Here is a 22,655-nt window from a genome sequence, read left to right on the forward strand (position 1 = left end):
ACGGTGATTCCGAAACGATGGGTGGTGGAGCGGACTTATGCTTGGTTTGGTCATTACCGTCGCTTAGGCAACGACTAGCGAAGTGATGCTTTATGCCGCTATGGTACATCTCATGGTGCGACGCTTAAAGCCTAAAACTCACGCTGGGTAAGCTGTCCTCAAACTTTTCAAACAGGTTCTAAGTCTTCTAGTCAGGCTTCTAAAAGATGAAGAAACGTGTGCGTTTGCCCTACCTTAGTCACTGGCAATCAAGCTCATTATCAGCGGATTCAGTCCCTTGGTTATGGGCTAAGGCTTGATAACTGGCGATCGTAGTAACAAGCCATGAAGGACTATCACATCAACATCTTCTACAGCGACGAAGACGACGGCTACATCGCCGACATTCCAGATTTGAAATATTGCTCTGCCTTTGGTGACACGGCAGAAGCAGCCGTTCACGAAGTCCTCAAGGCAAAAGGAGCCTGGCTCGAAACCGCGAAGGCAGAGGGAAAACCAATTCCACTGCCCAAATATCGCCCTGCTATCTACCCGATCGCATCGTGACTCATTGAGATAGTCGGACTCACGCAAACCTCGGAGGTTTTAACCAGGAATCGAGCACGCGACCAACGTGGTGATTGAAACCTCCGAGGTTTTAGTCAGAATGCGTAAGTCCTGGATAGTAAAGCTTTTCAACTCCATGTAGGCGCTGCACTTCAAGCTGATGTGCCAGATTCGCCTGAAAACACGCTGTATGATGGGTATGTCTTCTTTTCGCAGCGATCGCAGTAGAGACTGATCGTCTCCTGCCACCAAACCAATGCCAGCACGGTTGCAAGTAAAGCCCGATGATTGCTCTCCTTTAGGACAGTTAATTCTGCAATACCTGGAAGAGCAGTGTATTAGCATGAACCGTCTGGCAGAGCTGTCTGGCATTCCGCAACCCCGGCTTCGAGGAGCCTGCTTTAAAGGCACCTGCCCCACCCCAGAAACCTTACGCAAACTGGCTCGCATTATTGGCAAGCATCATCTAGAGCTTTACACCCTCGCGTACGAAGGGCGCATCGAAAAGATTCCTGAAGATGCCAACAATGACTCTCTCGACTTACTCATGCGAGAGTTATTTGAGGTTGCCAGAGAAGCAGGGTTAGTCGCCCCCAAGAAGCGCCCGTCTAAAGCCAAAATTCGTAAAGCGCTGATGGAACTGGGATTCCATGCAGAAGATGAAGACTGCGCTTGAGGTGAATGGCCTCACCTGGGCGATCGGGCACGCACCTGTTATCAAACAAGACCTCCCGGTTAAACCTCCAGCATTGAAGACTTAACCAAAAGGTCTTGGGTTGAGCGTTGGTGAGACTGCCAGAAAACAAAGCAAGATTGACGCAAAAGCTGTCAGAGTTCGCCCCCTAGCTCCCGAGATTGGGGGAAACTCAGCCTATTAAAGCCCCAGCATTGGGGTTTGGGGCAAATGCGTCAGTCCTACAAATGACTCATCATTTGTCTTCCTCACGTGAGGACGCAAAGCCTTGCGTCCCTACGGAGGTTGCACCGTTCTCAGAAAACGCCTCAGACGTTAGCGTGCGCGGCCACCGTTATCGTCAGCAGGAGACTGACGCGTTTGAGAATCGGGGCGCTGAGGTGCCGCTTGAGGATTAGTAGGCTGGGGCGACATTTGCATCCCTGGATTGGGTTGACCCGGTGCTTGACGAAGCTCAGGAGTGCTCGATCGCGGCATCATGCCTTCGGGGCATCGAGCGATCGTGGTGCCTGTTGTCATCCGAGACGATTGCCTGGAAGGCTGGCTCATCGAGTCAGAACGCATCAAGTCAGAACGCATCAAGTCGGAGCGCATCGAGTCAGAGCGCATCGAGTCAGAGCGCATCGTTGCAGCATTACTCATGTAGTTGGCACGTGGGTCATTCGAGGTGTACCGACTGCTCACCGATTTGTAGCCATCTGGGTTGTTGGCGGCAGCGACCTGCTGACTAGCAAAACCACCTGCTGTTGCGCCACCTTGAGACAACACATCGCCGTAGGCACTGCGTTCGCTGCGAGTATCAGGCGCGCTCGTTTGCATACTAGATGTGCCGGCTGAGCTATCCATGCGGCTACTCATGGTTGGATCAGAGGATGCGGCTTGATCAGCGGAGGCCGTTCCCGTTCTGGGATCGGCTTGATTGGGCACCTGAGCAGCACCAGTAGCGGATGCATCCGGTGTTGCAGTGCTAGATGGATTGTTGGATTGAGTCATAGGCATGCATTGCATCTGGTCAGGGCTGGATTGCGCCTGAGCTTGTCGATCCGTGGTTGTACTCAGCCCACCTGCTAGCGCTGGCAAACCCAATAGACTGCTAGCGGCGATCGCGCTCAGAAGCGCCGTAGTCTTTCTCGCGAAATGATTTGGTTGCGTACTCATAGATGTCTCCTTCGACTACTGCATGCGGAAAGTGAAAATTATGCTGCGAGCCTTGACCGTACATCTCTTTCGTCACGGCTCTCTCCTTCGAGCATTAACGAGCAAAAGGCTTTAGGCACTAACAGGCACAATTTTTCTGACGCAATTGATACAGCTGAAGCATAGAAAGCTGAGCGCTGCAATATCTCCGTCTTTGGTTACATTTGATCACTGGTCATAAGTCCGATCTGCCGTTGCGACTGAAACCAGCATTTAGCTCAATTGAGCATCAATGCTGGTTCATACCGTAGCTAGATGAGTCTTTGAGCAGATTGCGATGTCTTTGTGTTTGAGAGAGTATTGAACTGACCTTACAAAGTCGTTTGCCACCTGCAACCGCCAGGTGCGACGTTTTGAATGCCCCACAGGAGATCCGCGATGTTAGAGCTATATCAGTTTGAGCTGTCCCATTACTCTGAGAAAGTGCGGTTTATCCTTGACTACAAAGGGTTGGCATACCGCAAGATTGAAGTGACTCCTGGTATTGGTCAGATTGACTTGTATCGTCTGTCTGGGCAGCGACAGGTGCCTGTACTCAAAGACGGTAGCGAAATTATTGCCGATTCCACCGCGATCGCCGACTACCTGGAGCGCCAATATCCAGACAAGCCGGTGATTCCAACTGATCCGAAGCTGCGTGGCTTGACGCTTTTGATTGAACAATGGGCTGATGAGTCGATCGGCTTAAATGCCCGCAAGGTGATGATTGATGCGCTCAACCATAGCCAGAGCTTTCGTACCGCGTTCTTACCAAGCTCAGTGCCGGATGTGGTCAAGACTCTAATTGGCGCGGTTCCGAATGAACTTCTTACTGTGCTAGGGCAAGGCGTTGGTCTTGGCTCGGACACAATCAAGAGTGCCACCGAAGCCGTGAAGCGCGATTTGGCATCGCTTTGCTTCTTGCTGTATGACCAACCCTATTTAGTAACAGACCATCCCACCCTGGCGGATTTTGCAGTTGCGGGGCTTAGCATGTACCTGAAGTTTCCTGATGGCAACTACCTCGAAGTGCCACAGGCCTTGAAAGGCAAGGGCGTTCCTGGAATTGCTGATATTGGTACGTTTGAGCCGTTCTTTAGCTGGCGCGATCGCCTCTACGCCGACTACCGCAAGCCCTTGTTAGGTTCTCCTGGTAGCAGTGGATCACCGAACACCATCAATATCGACTGAGACAGGATTAATTGAGACGGAATTGATTAAGGCAAACTAACCGTCTGTAGGGAGGTTGCATGCAACCTCCCTACAGACAGATCATCCAGGTGTTTAAAACAGGAGCCAATGGCCTCTTGAAGCGATCAAACGATGTTAACTTATGTTAAGTCGTTGTTTGGGTCGATCGCTCATGTCTCGTCGCTTCTTGCTTAAGCTTCTTCTGACCCTTTGTCTTTCTCTCTTCACAGCGTTCAGTCCCACGATCGCCGCGAACGCGCTGGGTGGCGCACAACTTCCGCTGAATCAAGCTGCTCCAGCTTTCACGCTGCCGACCAATACAGGCGAGGGCACTGTTTCGCTGGCAGACTACAAAGGGAAATGGGTAGTCGTCTACTTTTATCCCAAAGATTTTACGTCTGGCTGCACGTTGGAAGCACGGCGCTTTCAGCAAGATTTGCCGAAATATGGCGATCGCAACACACAGATTCTGGGCATTAGCGTTGACTCAGTCGCATCCCACGCTGAGTTTTGCGATTCTGAAGGGCTGAAGTTTCCGCTTTTAGCAGATCCCGATGGTTCCGTCAGTAAAGCTTACGGTTCGTGGATGGGGGTTGTTGCTCTCCGCCACACCTATGTAATTGACCCCGATGGCATTTTGCGAGCCACGTTTACTGGCGTTAACCCTGCGATTCACAGCACTGAAGTACTCACTAAGCTCAACGAACTTCAGGCAGTCTGAGATAACTTCCTTCTTGACTTAGCGAAAACCATGGCAAGGTTCCAATAGCATTGACTCATGTCAAGTCGATCGCCTCAAAGCCGCGAATGCCCCCACGGCAAATTTTTGCTGTTTGTCGTTTAAAGACGAAACTCAAATCATGCCCGACAATCAAAGTTGCGTCTACATGTGCGAAACCCGCCTGCATGGTTGAATCGCTCCCTTTCGCGGGTAGGGAAGGCGTAGCCGCTGCGGTAAGCGAGCCACAAGAAAGACGGGATTGGGCATTTCTACACTAGATACATAATGCTAAGTCCATGACAAAGCCGCAAAGGATTGATAGGTGATGAGTCGCACAGTTGCGTAAGATGATCTTAACTCAGCGATAGGCATTTATTCTTATCATGATCGAACAGTTCCCCTGGCTGACCGTGATCGTGCTACTGCCGTTGGTAGCCACGTTGTTCATTCCTTTGCTCCCTGGTAAAAGCGGCAAGACTGTCCGCTGGTACGCGCTGGGGGTTGGCATAGCCGATTTTGGACTGATGTGCTACGCCTTTTGGCGGCATTACGACGCGAGTCAGACGACATTCCAACTGGCGGAAAAGGTGGTTTGGTTACCGCAGTTGGGCTTGAGCTGGGCGCTGTCAGTGGATGGTATTTCGGCTCCGCTGGTGCTGTTGGCAGGCTTTGTGACAACGCTGTCAATGTTTGCTGCCTGGCAGGTGGATCGACGATCGCGCCTGTTCTACGCACTGATGTTGATTCTGTATGCCACTCAGGTAGGAGTGTTCGTGGCTCAAGACCTGATGCTCTTCTTCATCATGTGGGAAGTGGAACTGGTGCCGGTCTACCTGCTGGTGTGCATTTGGGGCGGGCAAAATCGGGCCTATGCAGCGACGAAGTTCTTGATGTATACGGCCCTGGCTTCGATTTTTATTTTGGTGGCGGCCCTGGGGCTGGGGCTCTATGGTGATACGCTCACCTTTGATATGGCTGAACTAGGGAGAAAGCAGTTTCCCTTAGGGCTGGAATTGTTTTTGTATGCTGGACTGCTGGTGGCCTTTGGGGTCAAATTGGCAATTTTCCCCTTTCATACTTGGCTGGCCGACACTCACGGCGAAGCGTCTTCTCCAGTGTCGATGATTTTGGCAGGGGTGTTACTGAAAATGGGTGGGTATGGGCTGATCCGGTTGAACTTGGAACTGTTGCCGCATGCCCATGTGTATTTTGCGCCGGTGTTGGCGATTTTAGGGGTGGTCAACATCGTCTATGGGGCGCTAAACTCTTTTACACAGACCAATATGAAGCGGCGGTTGGCCTATTCCTCAATTTCTCACATGGGGTTTGTGCTGCTGGGGATTGCTTCCTATAGTGATTTAGGTGTAAGTGGGGCGATGCTGCAAATGCTGTCTCACGGGCTGATTGCGTCGGTGTTATTTTTCTTGGCAGGCGTTACCTACGATCGCACCCGTACGATGATGATGAATCAGTTGGGTGGGATGGGGCAGGCGATGCCCACGGTGTTTGCCCTGTTCACTATGGGGGCAATGGCGTCCCTAGCGTTGCCCGGGATGAGCGGGTTTGTCGGAGAACTGGAAGTCTTTGTCGGCTTGGCCACAACCGACATCTATGGTTTGGCCTTTCGCTTGGTGACCATTTTTTTGGCGGCAGTGGGGTTGATTCTGACGCCGATCTATCTGCTGTCAATGGTGCGGCAGGTGTTTCATGGAGCCAGCGCTGATCAACGGTGTGACCTGGTGCCTGCCTGTGACCTGAGTGATCTAGATTTGAAGGCCCAGGGCAACCAGGAGGCGAACTGTTTTGGCACGGACTGTATCTTGCCAGAAGAGGCAGAGTTTAAGGATGCCAATTCCCGGGAGATTTTTATTGCGGTTTGTTTTCTGGGGCTGATTATTGCGATCGGGTGTTACCCCAAGGTGGCGACCCAGATGTATGACGTGAAAACGATGGCGGTCAATGCCCAGGTGCGGGCGGCCTATCATGAGGCCTTTCCAGATGGGTTGCAGCGATCGGCGCAGGGGCTATGGAGCCCTGCAATTTCAGCGGTTCCATCTGCGGATGTCTGGGGTGTTGTTAAATAATCAATGCCCGTCAATCACCCTAGTCATGGTCAGATTATGCCTGACGTCGAGGTTGTGCGGCGACAGATAACCGTTGCATCACAAACAAAAATTCGTCCGCTTCATCAACTTGTTAGACCACGCAGACCGAGCAGATTATGCTACTTCAAAGCTTCGATCGCCACCAGACCATCCTCCATTGTCTGAATTCCATTGATCTCGTTGCAATTGAACCCCTTTATTTCAAGCTGAAGCAGAGCAGACAGAAGTCTTTAGACACCAATCCCAGCCTGGAGGCTGGGGAAAGGATGTTGGAGATTACAGCTCAGACGACGCTAAGTTCTTCCACGATGCTTACGCCCGACCCTCCCATTTCCTCAGACAAGTCTTTGAGCTTCGGCAAACTATCTTTGATCGGCAGCACTGTCTCCTGGTAGTTTACATGCACACCAGGCTGGTATGAGAAGTCCGACATCACTGCTGCATATACATCGATTAGTCCCATGCGGGGATGTTCAGTAAAGATGTGCCCGCCGCAGACTTTACACCATTTGCGATCGCTGTTCGGGGTCTTGTTGTAAGTGCCAATATTGTCAGCTCCTTGCGTCACCTGAACTGCCTCTGGTTGCCATAAAGTGAAGGCGTTAACGGGTCCTGCTGACCAGTGCCGACACGACTCACAGTGGCAGTAGCCCATTGCGATCGGCGCACCGCTGACAGTGAACTGAACTGCGCCACAAAAACAACTTCCGTTATAGATCTTGTCACTGTTCATTATGAACCTCTTGAAGATTATGTTTCTCGATTGAGTGCGCGAACCTATTGTTTGCTCAGATGAATAGGTTCGCACCGGATGCACTTATTGTTCACGCTGGCGGTGATGAGTAAAGGGAAATAGCATCGGCACTTGGCGACGATAATCGGCATACGTCTTGCCATGCATATCTACTAGATCGCGTTCTTCAAATTGAATAGCAACCAGAATATAAGCGGTTGTGATCACTGCAAACACCAGGTGAGTTATCGTCATCGTTGGAGTTGACCAGAAGGCAAACAGCCAACCCACATAAAGGGGATGACGCACATATCGGTAAGGACCAGGTGTCGCAAACTTAAGTTGGGTATATTCCTTACCTTGTAAGTTGAGCCAGACCTGGCGCAGCCCAAACAGATCAAAGTGATTAATCAAGAATGTTGACACCAACACCAGCAACCAGCCAGATGCAAACAAGGCATAGAGAATAGCAACCCCTGTGGAGTTTGTGACATTCCAGATGGTGCCCCCAATCGGCTGCCAAAGGTAAAATAGGGCAATTAAGCAGAGGCTAGAAAACAGGACATAGGTACTCCGTTCAATGGGCTTTGGTACAAACTTAGTCCACCAATTTTTGAAGCCCTGACGAGCCATAACGCTGTGTTGAATGCCAAAGATCCCTAACAAAGCAGCATCAATGAGCAAAGCCTTGCTCCAAGACATTACGGGTGCGGAATCGATCGAACGGGGAACGACAAAATTTCCTACAAAACCGCAAGCATAAAGAAACGTCACGAAGAAGATGACGTAGCAGACCAAACCGTAAAGAAACGCTGCAAGTCGTGCAATCTTATCTTTCCGAGTGAAAGAGAGAGTTTGTACAGTCATACTAAAGCCTCCTTAATTTGAGCAAGAAAGGTTAAAGAATCGGCGAGTACTCAAGTTTGCTTTACTATAAAGTCAGGAATTGAGACGCTTCTACAGTAGTTATCTGCACGCCAATTTCTATAGCTCTATCCTGAACGATTCACTCTGGAGGGACAATGACTCAAACGCTGCAATTTTTGACCGAAACTCCAGAGCATCGATCTGACTTCCGCCCTTTACCTAGGGATATTCTCTCTGACATCCTTGGCATCATTCGTTTTTCAGGGGCAATCTCCTTACGCCCCGAACTGTCTGCACCCTGGGCAATTCAATCCTTACCACACGACGATTTTGCCGATGCGCTACAGGTTCATACGAAACGCCTTCTGCCATTCCACATCATGGCCAAAGGAAGCTGTTGGGTGCAAGCGAGCGATGGCACTCAAATACGACTGTCCCAGGGCGACATTATTATTTTTCCGCACGGAGATGCTCACATTTTGGGCGATCGCTTGGATCAAGAGGCAGTGCTGATCAGTCACTTAGTGCCTAAGCCACCCTGGACTGAACCCCTGCTGATGAAGTACGGCGGTGGCGGTGAAGTAAGTAAGTTGGTCTGCGGGTTCTTGAAGTGTGAAGAAATGCTCATGCATCCCTTCCTTCAAACCTTACCCAAGCTGATTCACGTACGAGCGTTTGCAGAGCCTACAGCCCCGCTGTTGGAAACAGGTGTCCGCTACATTGTTCAAGAAACAGATAACTTTCGATCGGGGAGTATGTGTTCGTTAACTCGCCTTGTCGAGCTAATGTTCATTGAGATTTTGCGGAACTATATGCAAAATTTGCCAGCTCACGAAGTGGGTGGGTTGGCTGCATTGAAAGATCCCATTGTTCGTCAAGCACTGGAATGGATTCATGCTAACCCTGCCCATCTTTGGACTGTTTCAGAGTTAGCTACACACATTGGCATGTCGCGCTCAGCTCTGGCTAACCGTTTCACCCAATTAGTCGGGCAGTCTCCCATGAAGTATTTGACGTGCTGGCGACTCCAATTGGCATCGCGTCAGTTGCAGGATACTGACGATAGCATTGCCAAAATCGCAATTCGAGTCGGTTACGAGTCAGAAGCCGCTTTTAATCGTGCCTTTAAGCGACTTGTAGGCATACCTCCTGGAGTTTGGCGCGATCAAAAAGGATAGGGATGGACAATCGGATTTTACAGCCAACTTCTCGTTGACCCACAACTTTAAACTCAGTCAGCTAACGTTCCGACTACGCAGCTGCAAGTAACTTCTGCACCTCCACCAAGATCTTCTTTCAGCCCGTTCCAGTCGAATTGTTGGGCGGCAACGCAATGAGTGTTGCCATTTCTTTTAGCTTGCAAACAGTGTTCCAGTTACGATCAGTCATGGCTACACCAGGCAACTTCTCGCTACTCGCAGCAAGCTTAGACCTGCCGACACCTTCCGGTGCATGTAGATAAAAGATGTTACCAATTAAGCAAAATCATTCGCTATCCTTCTTCAGACTTTCCAGCTTCTTCAAATCCGGGTTCTTTGGTGCGGCTGCTAAAAAACCTAAGTGCAACGAACTAGGCTCAGATTCTGCTTCTGGAAACGGGTTGTTCGTCATTGCCGTTTCAACTTCAGAAAATCCAATCACGAGAATATGTGGCTCGAAACCGCGTCGTTCTCTGATTTCAATTCCAAGTCTTTTGGAGAAGCTAGAAGTGTCTTTTGATGCACTTTGAAATACTACGTTGCCACTTTGAATGTAGGTTTTGACATTACTGGCACCAAGACTATCCAGAATGGACGTGAGATCCTTCATTGGTAAAGAGTTTTTACCACCAACGTTAATGCCCCTGAAAAGTGCAATGTATGTATACATAAGTCATCATATGAATTCACTGGCTTTTGCCATCCAACTTGTTATTAGACGGAATCTTTCCGCAGATCCACTTTAAAACAGGCGGATCGACAGAAAGATTCGGCAGATCTCTTTCAATCAGATCGATCGGCAGAATCTTTCCGCATAGTACGCTAAGCGGGATGGATCGATGGAACATATCCGCATCGCTTCAGATGTGTACGGATAACGCAAAAGTGTAATTAAATACGTAATTTATCCTGGTGGTCTGAGCATGGAACCGCCTCCCAAAAAGCTTTTATACCGAATTAAAGAATGGCGGCAACAGATCAATCGCTGGCTAGGGGCAAGGCAGTGCCTTGCCCTTACAGAATGTGTCGCATTTTCAATTCAATTTGGTATTAGACCAAATGCAAGATGCCATTCGGCTCAAGCATTATGCCTAGTGGGTGGGATGTCATACCTTTCGTCACAGCTTCGCAACGCATCTGCTGGAAAGTGGGTACGACATCCGGAAATCCAGGAGTTGCCAGGACACAAGGATGTGCAAACAACGATGATCTATACGCACGTCTTAAATCGAGGTGGCCGAGGTGCAAGAAGTCCATTAGATCGATGAGAGAACGACATAGCAGGCAGACAGGGTTTACTGGTCTGCGATCGCCCCTCTCCCTTAAGCGCTAAAGTAGGCAGCAGCAGGATGATAGGCCACGATCGCGGTGGTCGATTGCTCTGGATATAGCTGTTCACTCTCATCCATGTGAAGGTTGATGCGTTTCGCCTCTAGCAAATCTAGCAGCGTGTACTGATCTTGCATATTTGGGCAAGCAGGATAGCCAAAGCTGTAGCGCGACCCTCGGTAACGTTGTGCCAAGACATCTCGAATGATGTCAGGCTCTTCGTCGCCAAAGCCTAACTCGCGACGAATACGAGCATGTACCCACTCTGCCAGTGCTTCTGCCATCTGTACCGCAATGCCGTGGAAGTAGAGGTAGTCGGTGTAGCTGTTGCCATCAAACAGTTTTTTGGCGTACTCGGTCGCGATCTCGCCCATTGTGACTGCCTGCATCGGAAACACATCAATTAACCCCGATTCTTTGGGCGCATAGTAGTCGGCAATGCAGTAGCGGCGAAGAGATTTTTGGCGCGGGAAGGTGAAGGTGGCGAGTGGGGTGTCGGGTGTCGGGTGTCGGGTGTCGGGGTTATAGAGATGGAGTGAGTTGCCGTCTGCCTGGGCGGGGAAATAGCCGTAGATGGCTTGAGGATGCAGGAGGTTTTCGTCTACGATGCGGCGTTTCCACTGCTCCAGAATGGGATACACCGTTTCTTGTAGGAATTGGTCATATTCTTCTCGTGATTGTTCGCGCGGCTTGCGAAACTGCCACTGTCCGGCAATCAGCGCTTGCAGGTCGAGATACCAGAAGAGTTCGTCCCAGGGAATATCGGCAGGTTGGAGGATTTTGGTGCCCCAGAACGGTGGCGTGGGGCGGGGAAGGTCGGCAGCGATCGCCGTTGAACGGAGCGTGTCGGTTTCGGAAGGCTGCAGGTTTTCGTCGCTCTGGATTTCAACTTCCAGGGTTTGATCATCACTGACTTCCGTCTTTTTATCCTTTATCCTTTCGCCTTTATCCTTTTTCTCACCCTTCTCATCCAAAAATCCCTGCCGATCATCCCACTCTCTCGCCGCCTTCGCAGGCATGAGTTGATCCATAAAGTGCAGATCAGAGAAGGCGTCTTTGCCGTAAATGACCTGTCCCTTGTAGACGTTCTGGCAGTCTTCGTGGACGAATTTGGGTGTAAGGGCTGCGCCACCGAGGATGACGGGAACTGTGATGCCGCGATCGTTGAAGACGTTGAGATTCTCTTTCATGAACGCGGTGGATTTAACGAGCAGACCGCTCATGGCGATGCAGTCGGGCTTGTGCTGTTCGTAGGCTTCAATGATGCTGTCTACAGACTGTTTGATGCCGAGGTTAACGACGCGATAGCCGTTGTTGGATAGGATAATGTCCACCAGGTTTTTGCCGATGTCATGGACGTCGCCTTTGACCGTGGCGATGACGAAGATCCCTTTGGCTTGCCCGGAGTCTTCTTTTTCCATGAACGGTTCCAAGAAGGCGACAGCAGCTTTCATCGTTTCGGCAGATTGCAGTACAAAGGGCAACTGCATCTGACCGGAGCCAAACAGTTCGCCCACCACCTTCATGCCGTCCAGCAAGAACGTGTTGATGATATGGAGGGGTGGATAGGTTTCCATCGCTTGCTTGAGCAATGCATCCATCCCAATCCGTTCGCCGTCGATAATGTGCTGCTTGAGCTGCTCTTCGAGGGGCATGTCTGCGGTGGCAGCACGGGAAGCACGCGCGTCTTTTGCCGAGACGCCTTCAAACAGCGTCGTCAATTCAGTGAGCGGATCGTAGATGCAAACATCGCCTTCAAAGCGGCGGCGATCGTAAATCAGGTCAAGGCAAACGGTTTGATGAGCGGAATCAATCTTAGACAAAGGCAGAATTTTGCTGGCGCTGACGATCGCGCCATCCATCCCTGCTTCGGTCGCTTCGTGCAGGAACATCGAGTTCAACACAATTCGCGTTGCGGGACTCAAGCCAAAGGAAATATTAGAAACGCCCAGTAGCATATGGCAACCGGGAAGCTGAGCACGCATCTGGCGCATCGCTTCGATCGTGGCGCGTCCGTTGGCTCGGTCTTCTTCAATCCCGGTGGAAATGGGCAGTGCCAGCGGATCAAAGAAAATTTCGTGCGCGGGAATGCCGAATTCCAACGCCTGACGATAGGCACGTTGGGCGATCGCAAACTTTTTCTCAGCGGTACGTGCCATGCCATCTTCGTCGATCGTGCCCACGACGACCCCTGCACCATACTGTTTCGCCAACTCCAGTACTTTCAAATAGCGTTCTTCACCATCTTCATAGTTGGTGGAGTTGAGCAAGCACTTGCCGCCTGCCACCTTCAGCCCCGCCTCCATCTTTTCCCACTCGGTGGAATCCAACATCAGCGGCAGCGTGACGTTCGTGACCAGACGCGACACCAGCTCGCGCATATCCCGCACGCCATCACGACCGACGTAATCCACGTTCACGTCCAGAATGTGTGCGCCTTCCCGCACCTGCTCCTTCGCCAGCGACACCAGCCCATCCCAATCTTCTGCATTCAGCAGATCGCGGCACTTCTTAGAGCCGCTGGCATTCAACCGTTCGCCAATGATGAGAAAGGAATTGTCCTGGTCATAGGGTTGAGCGCTGTAGATGGAAGCGGCAGAAGGAGTGTAGCGGAGGAGGGGACGGGGATTAGGAAAGTTTTGAGTAGCGCTTTGCGCCGCTACGCTAGAGAGTTTTGAGTTTTGAGTTGAATCTTCTAACTCAGCACTCAAAACTGTGAACGCATAACTCTCTCTGACAGGTCGCTCCTTCGGCGTCAGCGAGGGCGCAATCTCCGCCAACTGCTGAATATGATCGGGACGAGTGCCGCAGCAGCCACCGATGACCTGTACGCCCAGATCTTCCACGAAGTGCATGAGCGCCATCCGCAACTCCATTGGAGTCAGCTTGTAGTGGGCGTGACCGCCGACGTTTTCGGGGATGCCAGCGTTGGGGATGCAGGAGATCACAAAGGGCGAGTTGGCAGAGAGGTAGCGGATGTGGTCTGCCATGCGATCGGGCCCCGTTGCACAGTTCAGCCCCAGAATGTCAATGGGGAAGGGTTCCAGAATGCTCAACATCGCAGTGACATCAGAGCCAACGAGCATGGTGCCCTGTAGCTCCATCGTGACGGACACCATCAAGGGTCTGCGATCGCCCTTCTTTGCAAAAACTTCCTCGATACCATTTAGCGCGGCTTTGATCTGCAACACATCCTGAGCCGTTTCCACCAGGAAGAGATCAACCCCACCGTCGTACAAGCCTTCTGCCTGCTCGGCAAAAGTGGCTTTCATCGTGTCGTAGTCGATGTGTCCCAATGTGGGCAGCTTCGTGGTGGGGCCGATCGAGCCCGCCACGAAGCGCGGTTTCTCTGGCGTCGAAAATTCGTCGGCAACCTGTTTGGCTAGCTCGGCAGCGGCTTTGTTGAGTGCATACGCCTGATCAGCGAGATCGTATTCTGCCAGGACGATCGACATGGCTCCAAACGTATCAGTCTCAATAACATCAGCACCCGCTGCCAGAAACTCTCGATGCACCTGAGCCACCGCTTCGGGTTTAGTAAACACTAGATATTCATTGCAGCCTTCGTACTCTGCGCCGCCAAAATCCTCTGCTGTCAGGTTTTGCGTTTGCAATGAGGTGCCCATCGCGCCATCGAAAACAATGACGGGACGATCGGGATGATGCAGGCGCTCAAGAAAGGGGCTTTTCATTGGTGGTTTAGACTCAATACTTCACGCAGACGGTGCTACTAACCAATTGTGACATTACAATCGGCTGCGATGAGCCAGCGGCGGCAAACTTTGGCAGCTTAATTTCTCAGCTTAATCTATTGTGCAAAATTTCCGTAGAGACAGGCGCGATCGTCGGTCAAGGATCATCGGCGTTTCTGCTGTAAGGGTAGCTGTGTGCCCTTATTTAGACGTTGGATTGGCATCAATGAAGCGAAGCAAAGCCTGGTATTTGGGCGCGGTTTTCGGATCTTGTCCAAGGTGTTCCAGCGCGCCCCACATGCCGAATTTGCCAGACCTGCCGACATCGTAGTACTGGTTGAAAAGCCCGCCGCCTGACGCCTTCCAGGTGTTGAGATACTCGGTGTACAGGTCGCCCATCCGAGGGTTACGGTTGACCTCAGAGTACAGTTTGGTAATTTGAGGCTCGTCCTTCTCAAACTGAAAGCCCGTTAACTGCTGCCCCCCCTCATAGGCTTGAAGTTTCAGCCCATATTTACGCGCCAGGTTAGAAGACTCAACGATATTTTTCTTGATTGGCCCTCTAATGTCTGCTTGAAGAATGTCGAGCACCTGATCTGGCGACATTTTGATAATCTGAGCGGCTTTGTCTGAGTTCAGCAGGATGTCTCTGCCGTCAAAGTAGGGGGCGATCGCGTAGGAATCGGCCTGTTTATAAGCGTCTTTCCAGGTCAGCAGTTGTTCACCAGACCAGGTATTGACTGATTGCCCTGCCAACACGCGATCGAGCCGACTGGTGCCACCCATCACGTCTGCAAAGATTTTGAAAATCTCGACCGATCGCTGCGAATAATACTTCGTTCCTGCAAGGTATTGGTCGTTGTCTAGCTTCAGTTTGACCCCTTGTTCGTTGGCGTAGTGGGCCTGCTCAAACCCATAGTTCCAGACTTCATTGGAGTATTCAATGTGGGCTTTTAACGATGGGTCGAGCTTGTCGCGTACCAGTGTGGCGTACTGCCGCACAAAGTCATCACTGGCTCGCACCGGAATGGTAAACCAGGGTTCCGCGTGCAGGGTATTAGCGAGCTGAATCATATACTCCAGCGCCACCCCGCTTCCTAATGCCTGGGTTGCAGAAGCGGGTGTAGTGCGATCGACCCAATCGGCAAGCTTAGAGCCATTGGTCTCCTGCCAGTCCATAAAGCGGATGGCTTTGAACTTGGCTAGCGCTTTCAGAAACTGTGGGTTAAACGGTTGTGTCTGGTAAGTTTTTTCGTGCCCCGGCATGATGAACCGGATGTTGCGGAGTGGGTTCGCTGGATTCGTCGATCGCAGGTCAAGCGAGACGTCATCAACATTGGTCATAATTTTGACCACCATGCGCCCAGGTGTCTGGCTCACAATAGTCAGACCCTCGCCATTGGCGGCGCTCACGTCTAACTTTCCCTCGCCGTCGTACAGTAGCGTATAGTCTCCAGTTGGATGATGGCGACCATTATCAAGCACCCCTGTCGTCGCATATTGACCCGGTCGTAATGAGGCAACCCAACCCTCCTTGGTGAGGGGTAAGGGGCCACCCTCTGCCCAACGCTTACCCTCAGCATTTGAAAACCAGGTGTGAGATGTTTTAAAGACATCAACAAACGGCATCTCGGTACCGTAGCTGACCACTTGAGCCAGGTTAATGCCCACGGGCGATCGAGCGTTTGGCTTGTCAGCACCACTTTTGCCAAGGGACACGGCATCATTGGGTAACGCTTGCGCAACCAGGGGGCTACTGCTACTGGGAGCGATCGCACTGACGCGATCGGCGCTTGTCCCGCCATCGTTCGCGCTGTTAGCGTGACCACAGCCAGCCAGCACTCCATTAAATTGCAAAAGCATCGCCACCAGGAGGACGCTACCGATGCTGCTGTTAAAAAAGCTTTTGTTGAAAAAACGTGTTAGTTTCACACCACTACTCGTACTTCTGTGACTGTGAGTGTGCTGGTTTGCCACTCACCATTTCATTCAAGCTGCTGTGTCCCTGATGGCACCATGATAGCTAGCGTGTCATTCATATGATGGGAGTGCGCACTGCTCGATCGCCGAATACAAGTGGCTTTGAAGGATTCTGTCGTTGAAATCCAGGTTTCTTTACAAGACGATATCGCTAAGGATCGTGGATTCAATAAAATCGACAAATTGTCTGCAGGTAGGGGCGCACGGCCGTGCGTCCCTACTGACGGCTAGCTGGACAAACAATCTTTTTCGCGATCGCGCTAACCATCATGATGGTCGCGGCAAATCCTCCCTATAATTGAGTTTGCCCTTGGCGTGGCCGTATGACTTGCGCTAATGCTGCATCCTTTCTCAAAGAAGTTCTATGTCCTCCGATCGCTCTCAACCTGACGACCAAAGTAAGTCCAGCCTGGAAGAAATTCGTGCCACCCGTTTAGAGAAGGCTGAGCAACTCAAGCAGGCAGGGCAAAATCCTTATGCGTATCGGTGGGATCTGACGCACCACACAGCCGCTTTGCAGTCTAAATATGCCGAATTAGCGAGTGGCGAAGAAGTGGCGGTTGAGGTGGCGATCGCGGGACGTATTCTGGCGCGTCGGGTGTTTGGCAAACTCGCGTTCTTCAACGTGCAGGATGAAACAGGCACCATCCAGCTGTACCTCGAAAAAGCGCGCATCCAGGACGGCATGGCTGACAACCCCGAAGCCTTCGATCAGTTGAAGCAGCTGACGGATGTGGGTGATATCATTGGCGCAAAAGGCACCATCAAGCGCACCGAGAAGGGCGAACTGTCGGTGTATGTCAGCGCATACACCATGCTGACCAAATCCCTGCTGCCGCTGCCCGACAAATGGCACGGTTTAACGGATGTGGCAAAACGCTATCGCCAGCGCTACGTCGATTTGATTGTGAACCCTGCTGTGCGGGAAACGTTTCGTCGTCGGGCGCTGATTACCGCTGCCATTCGTCGGTATCTGGATCAGCAAGGCTTTATCGAAATTGAAACACCTGTGCTGCAAACAGAGGCCGGCGGAGCCGATGCGCGTCCCTTTACGACCTATCACAACACGCTGGAAATGCCGCTCTTTCTGCGGATTGCGACGGAACTCCACCTGAAGCGGCTGATTGTCGGTGGGTTTGAGAAAGTGTTTGAACTGGGGCGGATCTTCCGCAATGAAGGTGTTTCCACTCGACACAACCCCGAATTTACCACGATCGAAATCTACCAGGCATACGCTGACTACCACGACATGATGGCGCTCACTGAAGCGCTCGTCGTCTACGCCGCGCAAGAAGTGTTAGGAACGCTGCAAATTACGTATCAGGGGACGGCGATCGACCTCACGCCTCCCTGGCGTAGAGTGACGATGAATGATGTGGTGCAGGAGAAGACGGGCGTTGATTTTAGCCAGTTCACTACCCTTGAAGACGCGAAAGTCGCAGCAACGAAGGCTGGCATCACAGACATTGAGGCTGTGACGTCGATCGGCAAGCTCCTCAACGAAGCCTTTGAGCAGAAAGTCGAAACGACGCTGATCCAGCCGACCTTTGTGCTGGATTACCCGGTAGAAATTTCGCCCCTAGCCAAGCCCCATCGTTCCAAGCCTGGATTAGTCGAACGGTTCGAGCTGTTTGCAGTCGGACGCGAAACCGCCAATAGCTTCTCAGAGTTAACCGATCCTGTGGAACAGCGCGATCGGCTGGAAGCGCAAGCAGCCCGTAAAGCCGCTGGCGACCTGGAAGCGCATGGCGTGGACGAAGATTTCATCACGGCACTGGAATATGGCATGCCTCCTACAGGCGGCCTGGGTATTGGCATCGATCGCCTGGTGATGCTGCTGACCGATTGCGCCAGTATTCGGGATGCGATCGCCTTCCCGCTGCTAAAGCCCGAAAAAGCGGATGCAGAAGAATGACATGGCTCAAAAGTAGAGTCTTGTGAAACGTCGAGTTCGTCCTTGCGGTAGTCACTTGCTGAAGCGCGTCATCCTAAGCTATGTATGACGTTTTCAGGTATCTCAGATGAGCGACTCCGCAGAAAAGCGCCCCGCCAAAGCTAAAACACAAGCCGAAAAACTCCATGATGAGGGCATGTTCGATCCTCAAGATCTTGTTTCTAAAGGTGGCTATGTAGGCAATCCTAGAGAGATCATCGAAAACCCTGGGGTAGCTCCCGAAATGCCCGAGCTTCCAGAAGACTTTCACGATGATCTGTTAGCGCACAGTGATGACGAGCCATAAGGCGATAGCCATAATCAACGTCGCAAAGCTTTCAACGCAAGATTGGGAAAGAGCTGACTCGAAACAGCAAGTTGTACCCAGGCCGTTGCCAACGTTTCCAGAGTGCGGGCGACAAGCAAATTGCCTGCATCCACTGCTTCGTAGCCGCATTCCTCAATAAGACTTGAAACAACTTGTTTTGCCTCGCTATCATCGCCACAGTAGAAAACACTCGGAAGATCAGAGCCAAACTGCCTTGAGTCTGAAGCAAGGATTTCGGCAAAGGTTGTATTGAATGCTTCCACAACCTTCGCAGTCGGTGCAAGCTGTTGAATGGTTTCAGCAACGGAAAGCTTTAAGTCAGTCGGGATGCCGATCGTCTGTCCTGTAAAGTCTGGTTGCAGTCCACTGACACAGGTGATGAGGATTTTTCCATCCAGAGAGCCAGCCGTTTGTAGTAACGCTTCTAAATTTGGTAGCCAGACTGCCAGTAGAACGACATCGCTCTCTGCTACCGCCGCTTGAACGGTGCCGACTCTTGCTGTGTCCCCTGCCGCCGCCGCCAGTTCACGCAGCTTGTTTTCGTCCCGTGAGTAAGAAAAAATGACGTGATGACCAGCTCTTGCCCAAAGTTTTCCCAGTGCTGCACCCATGTTGCCCGCACCGATAATGCCAATTTTCATGTGTTTTTCTGAGTTGTCATCGCTTACCACTATCGCTCAATCAATTTTTCCTTTCCAGTTAACCAATAGCCGATCGCTGCGATCGCGATGGTAATGATCGCTGCGATGACATTGGGATAAATGGCGATGCCACCAAGTTGCGGTTCTTGAACATTGCCCAAAACTGGATCATTCAGAAAGCCGTAGGATGTTCCGGGCCAAAATCCAGCCGCAATTAACCCTAGCCAAAAGGCGGAACCGAGAAAGGCAGCCAACCCCATTGAAAAGCGATCGCTCGTTGGACGCACGTGCAAAATGGCTAAGGCTGCACTTCCTAGCGATGCAGCCGCAAAGAATGACATGGCACAGTGAAGCTTGGCATGAGGCAACCAGGCAGGGTTATTCATATGACCCTGCGCTAATAAAACAGCATCAACGCCAATCGGAATCGTTAGAGTTGAAATTGCAGTAGCAATGAGCAGTCCTTTAGCAAGTTTTTCTCGACGCATAATGTTAGCTGGCGATGCAATGGTCAGGTGAAGATACTGAAGTAGAGCTAACCGAAACTCTAGAACGTACAAAAAAGATACGTTAGCTGCGGGATAAAAGATAGACGTTTCTTGCGAAAGTGGCGGTCACTTTAGGTCATTCTTGCTATCGTGCGATCGCCACCAGTCCCCTAGAGTAGGGAAGCGATCACAATTTGACGCATTACGGCAACGTTTTACCAAGCAACTCTCTTGGTGTTACCCCAAAATGCTTCCTGAAATGTTTTGCAAAACGGCTTTGATCAGTACAGCCAACCAGCAGAGCAATTTCTACCAGCGTATGGTTCCCCTGGTGCAAGAGAACTTTTGCTTTTTCCATACGCTGTTTAAGGACATATTGATAGGGTGCAAGACCGACCGTCTGTTTAAACAAGCGACAAAAATGATACTGACTCATGCCTGAAACTGCTGCCAGTTCAGCTAATTGAAGCGGTTGATCGAGATGACTGTGAATATAATCTTGTACGCTCTGGAGTCGATGGCTCGGCAAACGTGTCGTAGTGCGTTTAATTTTGGGTTGAAACGTACAGTAATGTCTCAGCAGGTGGATGAACAATACTTGCATCAGGGACTCGGTATAAAGCGATCCGCCCATGCCCCCCGTGTCGAGTTCTGCCTGAAATAAGCGTGCGATCGCGTCAAGTTGTGGATCGCGTGCCCCAATTGTACTGAGCAACTCAACAGAGCTGGCATCACATCCGCTCACGTCTACCGCTATTTGATTCAGCAGCACTGGGTTAAGCACAATCATCAGCGATTCATCCGTGCTGTCCCAAGCCCAAAGCCCTGATGTGTTAGCTGGACAAATCCAGAAGTCACCTTTGCGTTGAGTTTGTTCAGATGACTGTTCACCGATACGAGTTATTTTTTGTTGATTGCCATCGCTCAACAGAAGGCAAAGCAGGTGATCACTGCATCCAGGGAATTCCAGCTCATTCGGTTCTGAGACATGGTGGTCGATCGTTAAACCAGCTAAACAAAGGGTGCGGCGCTTAAAAATCCAGGATTCCTTCATGCAAGTCTAATAAGTTCATTGACGTTAAAGATACGCCGACAAGAACACTGATTATCGTCGGCATTAATACCAGACCTGACGGCATAGAAGCGATACTAACGACGGCATAACGTTGCCCATCACCCGCCGCAGATCACCTTTGCATCACGACCGATCAACTCTCAGCGGTCAGCGTGCATGGGCGTTATTAGCCTGTGCTGCATCAACAGCTACTACTTATACACAACACGAAAACGCTCACAAACTAAAAGCATCTCAGGGGTTGGCTTCTTAGCAATTTTAGGTAATACTCGCCAGAAGTACTTCCAATGTCCCTCTTTCCAAGACTCTAACGAACGGTCATCCTCACCCTCTTCATAGGCAAACTGGGTGTCCACTTCATTAAAGGCTCGGATTACCACTTCTATTGTTTCAATAATGCAAAGTGGGTTGTCATTACCATCAAGCACAATAGTTTTTAATCCCACTTTAGGAAGTTCGCTTCCCTCTGCTTCCCATTCCCATAAAGCTGAACAGGTGGCAGTTTTAACTCCTTTTAAGATTAAATTTCCAAGTTTATCTGCCAGATCAGAGCGATCACCAAATTGACTCGCGTCATAGATTTCGGCACTAGATGTAGCATTTGGAAGTGTTGCTAAATATGCTTGCCAGTATTGTTCTAATTGCTCCTCGTTCATAGGGCTTTAATCTAAGAGATCATTTTTACTGTTTTTTGGGATCCACGACTGACTCAACAGCAAGCTCGTCCCACTCACAGTTTCCAATATATACTTTGCCAAGAATCAAGACTTGTTTGAGCATCACAACTCAACAAGTAGCCTATAAGAGGATGCTTTAAAAGTGTCTGGCGGTTAAAACCGCGATTACGTAGATAAAGTCTGCCGACGCGGACTACCGAAACAAAAGGGTATTGTTGTCCCTGTAGCCGCGACTTCAGCCACTAGGGCTACTTTTAAAACATCCTCTAACTGCACACTCACAGATAACTCAGCAGGTTAACAACTTAGTACAGCGCCATTACTAACCGTTTGCGATAGTCTTTCGTTAAGGGATGGTCGTCACCCAGTAGGTCAAAGATTGACAGCATGGCTTTTCTGGCACCGTCACCTCGAAACTTTCGGTCTTTGGTCAGGATGGCTAGAAACTGCTCTAACGCTACCGGATAATTTTCCTCAAGTACCAAACTGGCGGCTTGTTGAAAGGCGCGATCGAGGTCACTCTCGCCTTCGGGCTGCAATGCGATCTGTTTGAACCGAAGCCGCGCCCTCAGCGTTTTGGCATCAGGAAAGTACGCTTTGTCGTACTCCGGAATCTTTGCCAGAAGGGACTCTGCCACATCCAGGCGATCAGCATCGATGTAAAAGCTAGCGGCTTCCAGAATCAACCCACGGTTGTCAGGATACTGCTCTAGTAAGGCGAGAAGGCACGTTTCGGCTTGCTCAACCTTGCCGATCGCAGCATCCGCATAAATCGATTCCAGTGCTTCATCCAGAATGGACGTAATCTGTAGTTGCGCCAAAAATTCGCGTAGCTTTGGTTCTGGCAACATGCCGACGAAACCATCCGTTACCTTGCCATCGACAACAACCTTGACATCAGGGACGCCCTCCACGCCATAGGTATGCGCTAATTCAGGGCTTTGATCAATATCCACTTTTGCCAGGACAAAATTATACTCTTGCGACAGCTTTTCGAGTACAGGCTTGAGCATCTGACAGGGGCCGCACCACTGAGCGAAGAAATCAACCAGCACAGGCGTTTGGTGCGATTTTTCAATGACTTCAGCAGCAAAATTTGTTTGATTGACCGAAATTGCAGCACCCATTTGTTTGCTCTTGCTTGTGTTGTCTTTTTTGGGGAGAACGTGCTTTTGTGGCCGCAGATTCAGCTCTGGCAACCCTCTAGTGGTCTGTCAATTTTCAGTTGATGGGTAAAGTCGCTGTAGTTTGATGCGTGCATCGGCTGTCGTAAACCGCCA

General features: G+C 50.8%; 21 protein-coding genes. 9 read left to right on the top strand and 12 right to left on the bottom strand.

Going from position 1 to position 22,655, the window contains the following annotated elements:
- The first annotated feature begins 324 nt into the window (after positions 1–324).
- Positions 325–546 carry a type II toxin-antitoxin system HicB family antitoxin gene (locus C7B82_RS10665; RefSeq protein WP_106256281.1) on the top strand — a complete coding sequence of 74 codons (222 nt, stop codon included), beginning with the start codon at positions 325–327 and terminating at the stop codon, positions 544–546.
- 256 nt (positions 547–802) lie between these two features.
- Positions 803–1,222: a helix-turn-helix domain-containing protein gene (locus C7B82_RS10670; protein ID WP_106256282.1), complete on the top strand. Its 420-nt coding sequence runs from the start codon at positions 803–805 to the stop codon at positions 1,220–1,222.
- A gap of 333 nt (positions 1,223–1,555) precedes the next feature.
- Here C7B82_RS10670 and C7B82_RS32200 read toward each other — a convergent pair whose 3' ends face one another.
- The gene (locus tag C7B82_RS32200; protein WP_181357443.1) at positions 1,556–2,398 is read right to left on the bottom strand and encodes a hypothetical protein; all 843 of its coding nucleotides are present in this window, start codon (positions 2,396–2,398) and stop codon (positions 1,556–1,558) included.
- A 417-nt stretch (positions 2,399–2,815) separates the two neighbouring features.
- Here C7B82_RS32200 and C7B82_RS10675 point away from each other — a divergent pair, with 417 nt between their 5' ends.
- Positions 2,816–3,607 carry a glutathione S-transferase family protein gene (locus C7B82_RS10675; protein WP_106256283.1) on the top strand — a complete coding sequence of 264 codons (792 nt, stop codon included), beginning with the start codon at positions 2,816–2,818 and terminating at the stop codon, positions 3,605–3,607.
- A gap of 142 nt (positions 3,608–3,749) precedes the next feature.
- Complete coding sequence (locus C7B82_RS10680) at positions 3,750–4,328, top strand: peroxiredoxin (RefSeq protein WP_245939823.1); 579 nt, start codon at positions 3,750–3,752, stop codon at positions 4,326–4,328.
- A gap of 55 nt (positions 4,329–4,383) precedes the next feature.
- Here the strand turns inward: C7B82_RS10680 and C7B82_RS34230 are convergent, their stop codons facing one another.
- Positions 4,384–4,515, bottom strand: coding sequence for a hypothetical protein (locus tag C7B82_RS34230; RefSeq protein WP_281258954.1), 132 nt, complete (start codon positions 4,513–4,515; stop codon positions 4,384–4,386).
- Positions 4,516–4,711: 196 nt separating this feature from the next.
- Between C7B82_RS34230 and C7B82_RS10685 the strand changes: the two genes are divergently transcribed.
- Positions 4,712–6,412 (top strand): NAD(P)H-quinone oxidoreductase subunit 4, encoded by a 1,701-nt coding sequence (locus C7B82_RS10685; RefSeq protein WP_219904255.1) that lies wholly within the window; start codon positions 4,712–4,714, stop codon positions 6,410–6,412.
- 304 nt (positions 6,413–6,716) lie between these two features.
- Here C7B82_RS10685 and C7B82_RS10690 read toward each other — a convergent pair whose 3' ends face one another.
- Positions 6,717–7,166: a GFA family protein gene (locus tag C7B82_RS10690; protein WP_106256285.1), complete on the bottom strand. Its 450-nt coding sequence runs from the start codon at positions 7,164–7,166 to the stop codon at positions 6,717–6,719.
- 84 nt (positions 7,167–7,250) lie between these two features.
- Positions 7,251–8,033, bottom strand: a complete 783-nt coding sequence (gene mddA, locus C7B82_RS10695; protein WP_106256286.1) for a methanethiol S-methyltransferase — start codon at positions 8,031–8,033, stop codon at positions 7,251–7,253.
- 155 nt (positions 8,034–8,188) lie between these two features.
- On the opposite strand from mddA, the gene C7B82_RS10700 reads away from it, so the two are divergent.
- The gene (locus C7B82_RS10700; protein WP_106256287.1) at positions 8,189–9,211 is read left to right on the top strand and encodes an AraC family transcriptional regulator; all 1,023 of its coding nucleotides are present in this window, start codon (positions 8,189–8,191) and stop codon (positions 9,209–9,211) included.
- A 307-nt stretch (positions 9,212–9,518) separates the two neighbouring features.
- Here C7B82_RS10700 and C7B82_RS10705 read toward each other — a convergent pair whose 3' ends face one another.
- On the bottom strand, positions 9,519–9,902 hold the full coding sequence (locus tag C7B82_RS10705; RefSeq protein WP_219904257.1) for a DUF1697 domain-containing protein: 384 nt from the start codon (positions 9,900–9,902) through the stop codon (positions 9,519–9,521).
- A 652-nt stretch (positions 9,903–10,554) separates the two neighbouring features.
- On the bottom strand, positions 10,555–14,253 hold the full coding sequence (metH, locus tag C7B82_RS10715) for a methionine synthase (protein ID WP_106256288.1): 3,699 nt from the start codon (positions 14,251–14,253) through the stop codon (positions 10,555–10,557).
- Between the two features lie 32 nt (positions 14,254–14,285).
- On the opposite strand from metH, the gene C7B82_RS32205 reads away from it, so the two are divergent.
- Entirely contained in the window at positions 14,286–14,438 is a 153-nt protein-coding gene (locus C7B82_RS32205) for a hypothetical protein (RefSeq protein ID WP_181357444.1), read from the top strand.
- Positions 14,439–14,454: 16 nt separating this feature from the next.
- On the opposite strand, the gene C7B82_RS10720 is transcribed toward C7B82_RS32205, so the two are convergent.
- The gene (locus tag C7B82_RS10720; RefSeq protein WP_106256289.1) at positions 14,455–16,185 is read right to left on the bottom strand and encodes a hypothetical protein; all 1,731 of its coding nucleotides are present in this window, start codon (positions 16,183–16,185) and stop codon (positions 14,455–14,457) included.
- Between the two features lie 412 nt (positions 16,186–16,597).
- Here C7B82_RS10720 and lysS point away from each other — a divergent pair, with 412 nt between their 5' ends.
- Complete coding sequence (gene lysS / locus C7B82_RS10725) at positions 16,598–18,148, top strand: lysine--tRNA ligase (protein ID WP_106256290.1); 1,551 nt, start codon at positions 16,598–16,600, stop codon at positions 18,146–18,148.
- 106 nt (positions 18,149–18,254) lie between these two features.
- Positions 18,255–18,473 (top strand): hypothetical protein, encoded by a 219-nt coding sequence (locus tag C7B82_RS10730; RefSeq protein ID WP_106256291.1) that lies wholly within the window; start codon positions 18,255–18,257, stop codon positions 18,471–18,473.
- A 14-nt stretch (positions 18,474–18,487) separates the two neighbouring features.
- Here the strand turns inward: C7B82_RS10730 and C7B82_RS10735 are convergent, their stop codons facing one another.
- The 5 genes from C7B82_RS10735 to C7B82_RS10755 all read right to left on the bottom strand — a co-directional run bounded on the left by C7B82_RS10735 (position 18,488) and on the right by C7B82_RS10755 (position 22,502).
- Positions 18,488–19,135 carry an NADPH-dependent F420 reductase gene (locus C7B82_RS10735; protein ID WP_106256292.1) on the bottom strand — a complete coding sequence of 216 codons (648 nt, stop codon included), beginning with the start codon at positions 19,133–19,135 and terminating at the stop codon, positions 18,488–18,490.
- 29 nt (positions 19,136–19,164) lie between these two features.
- Positions 19,165–19,623 (bottom strand): hypothetical protein, encoded by a 459-nt coding sequence (locus C7B82_RS10740; RefSeq protein ID WP_106256293.1) that lies wholly within the window; start codon positions 19,621–19,623, stop codon positions 19,165–19,167.
- Between the two features lie 202 nt (positions 19,624–19,825).
- On the bottom strand, positions 19,826–20,677 hold the full coding sequence (locus tag C7B82_RS10745) for a helix-turn-helix domain-containing protein (protein WP_106256294.1): 852 nt from the start codon (positions 20,675–20,677) through the stop codon (positions 19,826–19,828).
- 212 nt (positions 20,678–20,889) lie between these two features.
- The gene (locus C7B82_RS10750; RefSeq protein ID WP_106256295.1) at positions 20,890–21,354 is read right to left on the bottom strand and encodes an ASCH domain-containing protein; all 465 of its coding nucleotides are present in this window, start codon (positions 21,352–21,354) and stop codon (positions 20,890–20,892) included.
- A gap of 326 nt (positions 21,355–21,680) precedes the next feature.
- Positions 21,681–22,502: a tetratricopeptide repeat protein gene (locus C7B82_RS10755; protein WP_106256297.1), complete on the bottom strand. Its 822-nt coding sequence runs from the start codon at positions 22,500–22,502 to the stop codon at positions 21,681–21,683.
- Positions 22,503–22,655: the final 153 nt, after the last annotated feature.

Origin of the sequence: Stenomitos frigidus ULC18 (genome assembly GCF_003003795.1) — a bacterium.
Lineage (GTDB): Bacteria > Cyanobacteriota > Cyanobacteriia > Leptolyngbyales > Leptolyngbyaceae > Stenomitos > Stenomitos frigidus_A.

Coding starts and splice junctions, on each gene's coding strand:
- C7B82_RS10675 (WP_106256283.1), top strand. CDS start 2,816: ATGTTAGAGCTATATCAGTTTGAGCTGTCCCATTACTCTGAGAAAGTG.
- C7B82_RS10735 (WP_106256292.1), bottom strand. CDS start 19,135: ATGAAAATTGGCATTATCGGTGCGGGCAACATGGGTGCAGCACTGGGA.
- metH (WP_106256288.1), bottom strand. CDS start 14,253: ATGAAAAGCCCCTTTCTTGAGCGCCTGCATCATCCCGATCGTCCCGTC.
- C7B82_RS10740 (WP_106256293.1), bottom strand. CDS start 19,623: ATGCGTCGAGAAAAACTTGCTAAAGGACTGCTCATTGCTACTGCAATT.
- C7B82_RS10690 (WP_106256285.1), bottom strand. CDS start 7,166: ATGAACAGTGACAAGATCTATAACGGAAGTTGTTTTTGTGGCGCAGTT.
- C7B82_RS10685 (WP_219904255.1), top strand. CDS start 4,712: ATGATCGAACAGTTCCCCTGGCTGACCGTGATCGTGCTACTGCCGTTG.
- C7B82_RS10745 (WP_106256294.1), bottom strand. CDS start 20,677: ATGAAGGAATCCTGGATTTTTAAGCGCCGCACCCTTTGTTTAGCTGGT.
- mddA (WP_106256286.1), bottom strand. CDS start 8,033: ATGACTGTACAAACTCTCTCTTTCACTCGGAAAGATAAGATTGCACGA.
- C7B82_RS10700 (WP_106256287.1), top strand. CDS start 8,189: ATGACTCAAACGCTGCAATTTTTGACCGAAACTCCAGAGCATCGATCT.
- C7B82_RS10665 (WP_106256281.1), top strand. CDS start 325: ATGAAGGACTATCACATCAACATCTTCTACAGCGACGAAGACGACGGC.
- C7B82_RS34230 (WP_281258954.1), bottom strand. CDS start 4,515: ATGCAGGCGGGTTTCGCACATGTAGACGCAACTTTGATTGTCGGGCAT.
- C7B82_RS10705 (WP_219904257.1), bottom strand. CDS start 9,902: ATGTATACATACATTGCACTTTTCAGGGGCATTAACGTTGGTGGTAAA.
- C7B82_RS32200 (WP_181357443.1), bottom strand. CDS start 2,398: ATGAGTACGCAACCAAATCATTTCGCGAGAAAGACTACGGCGCTTCTG.
- C7B82_RS10670 (WP_106256282.1), top strand. CDS start 803: ATGCCAGCACGGTTGCAAGTAAAGCCCGATGATTGCTCTCCTTTAGGA.
- C7B82_RS10750 (WP_106256295.1), bottom strand. CDS start 21,354: ATGAACGAGGAGCAATTAGAACAATACTGGCAAGCATATTTAGCAACA.
- C7B82_RS10730 (WP_106256291.1), top strand. CDS start 18,255: ATGAGCGACTCCGCAGAAAAGCGCCCCGCCAAAGCTAAAACACAAGCC.
- C7B82_RS10680 (WP_245939823.1), top strand. CDS start 3,750: ATGTTAAGTCGTTGTTTGGGTCGATCGCTCATGTCTCGTCGCTTCTTG.
- lysS (WP_106256290.1), top strand. CDS start 16,598: ATGTCCTCCGATCGCTCTCAACCTGACGACCAAAGTAAGTCCAGCCTG.
- C7B82_RS10755 (WP_106256297.1), bottom strand. CDS start 22,502: ATGGGTGCTGCAATTTCGGTCAATCAAACAAATTTTGCTGCTGAAGTC.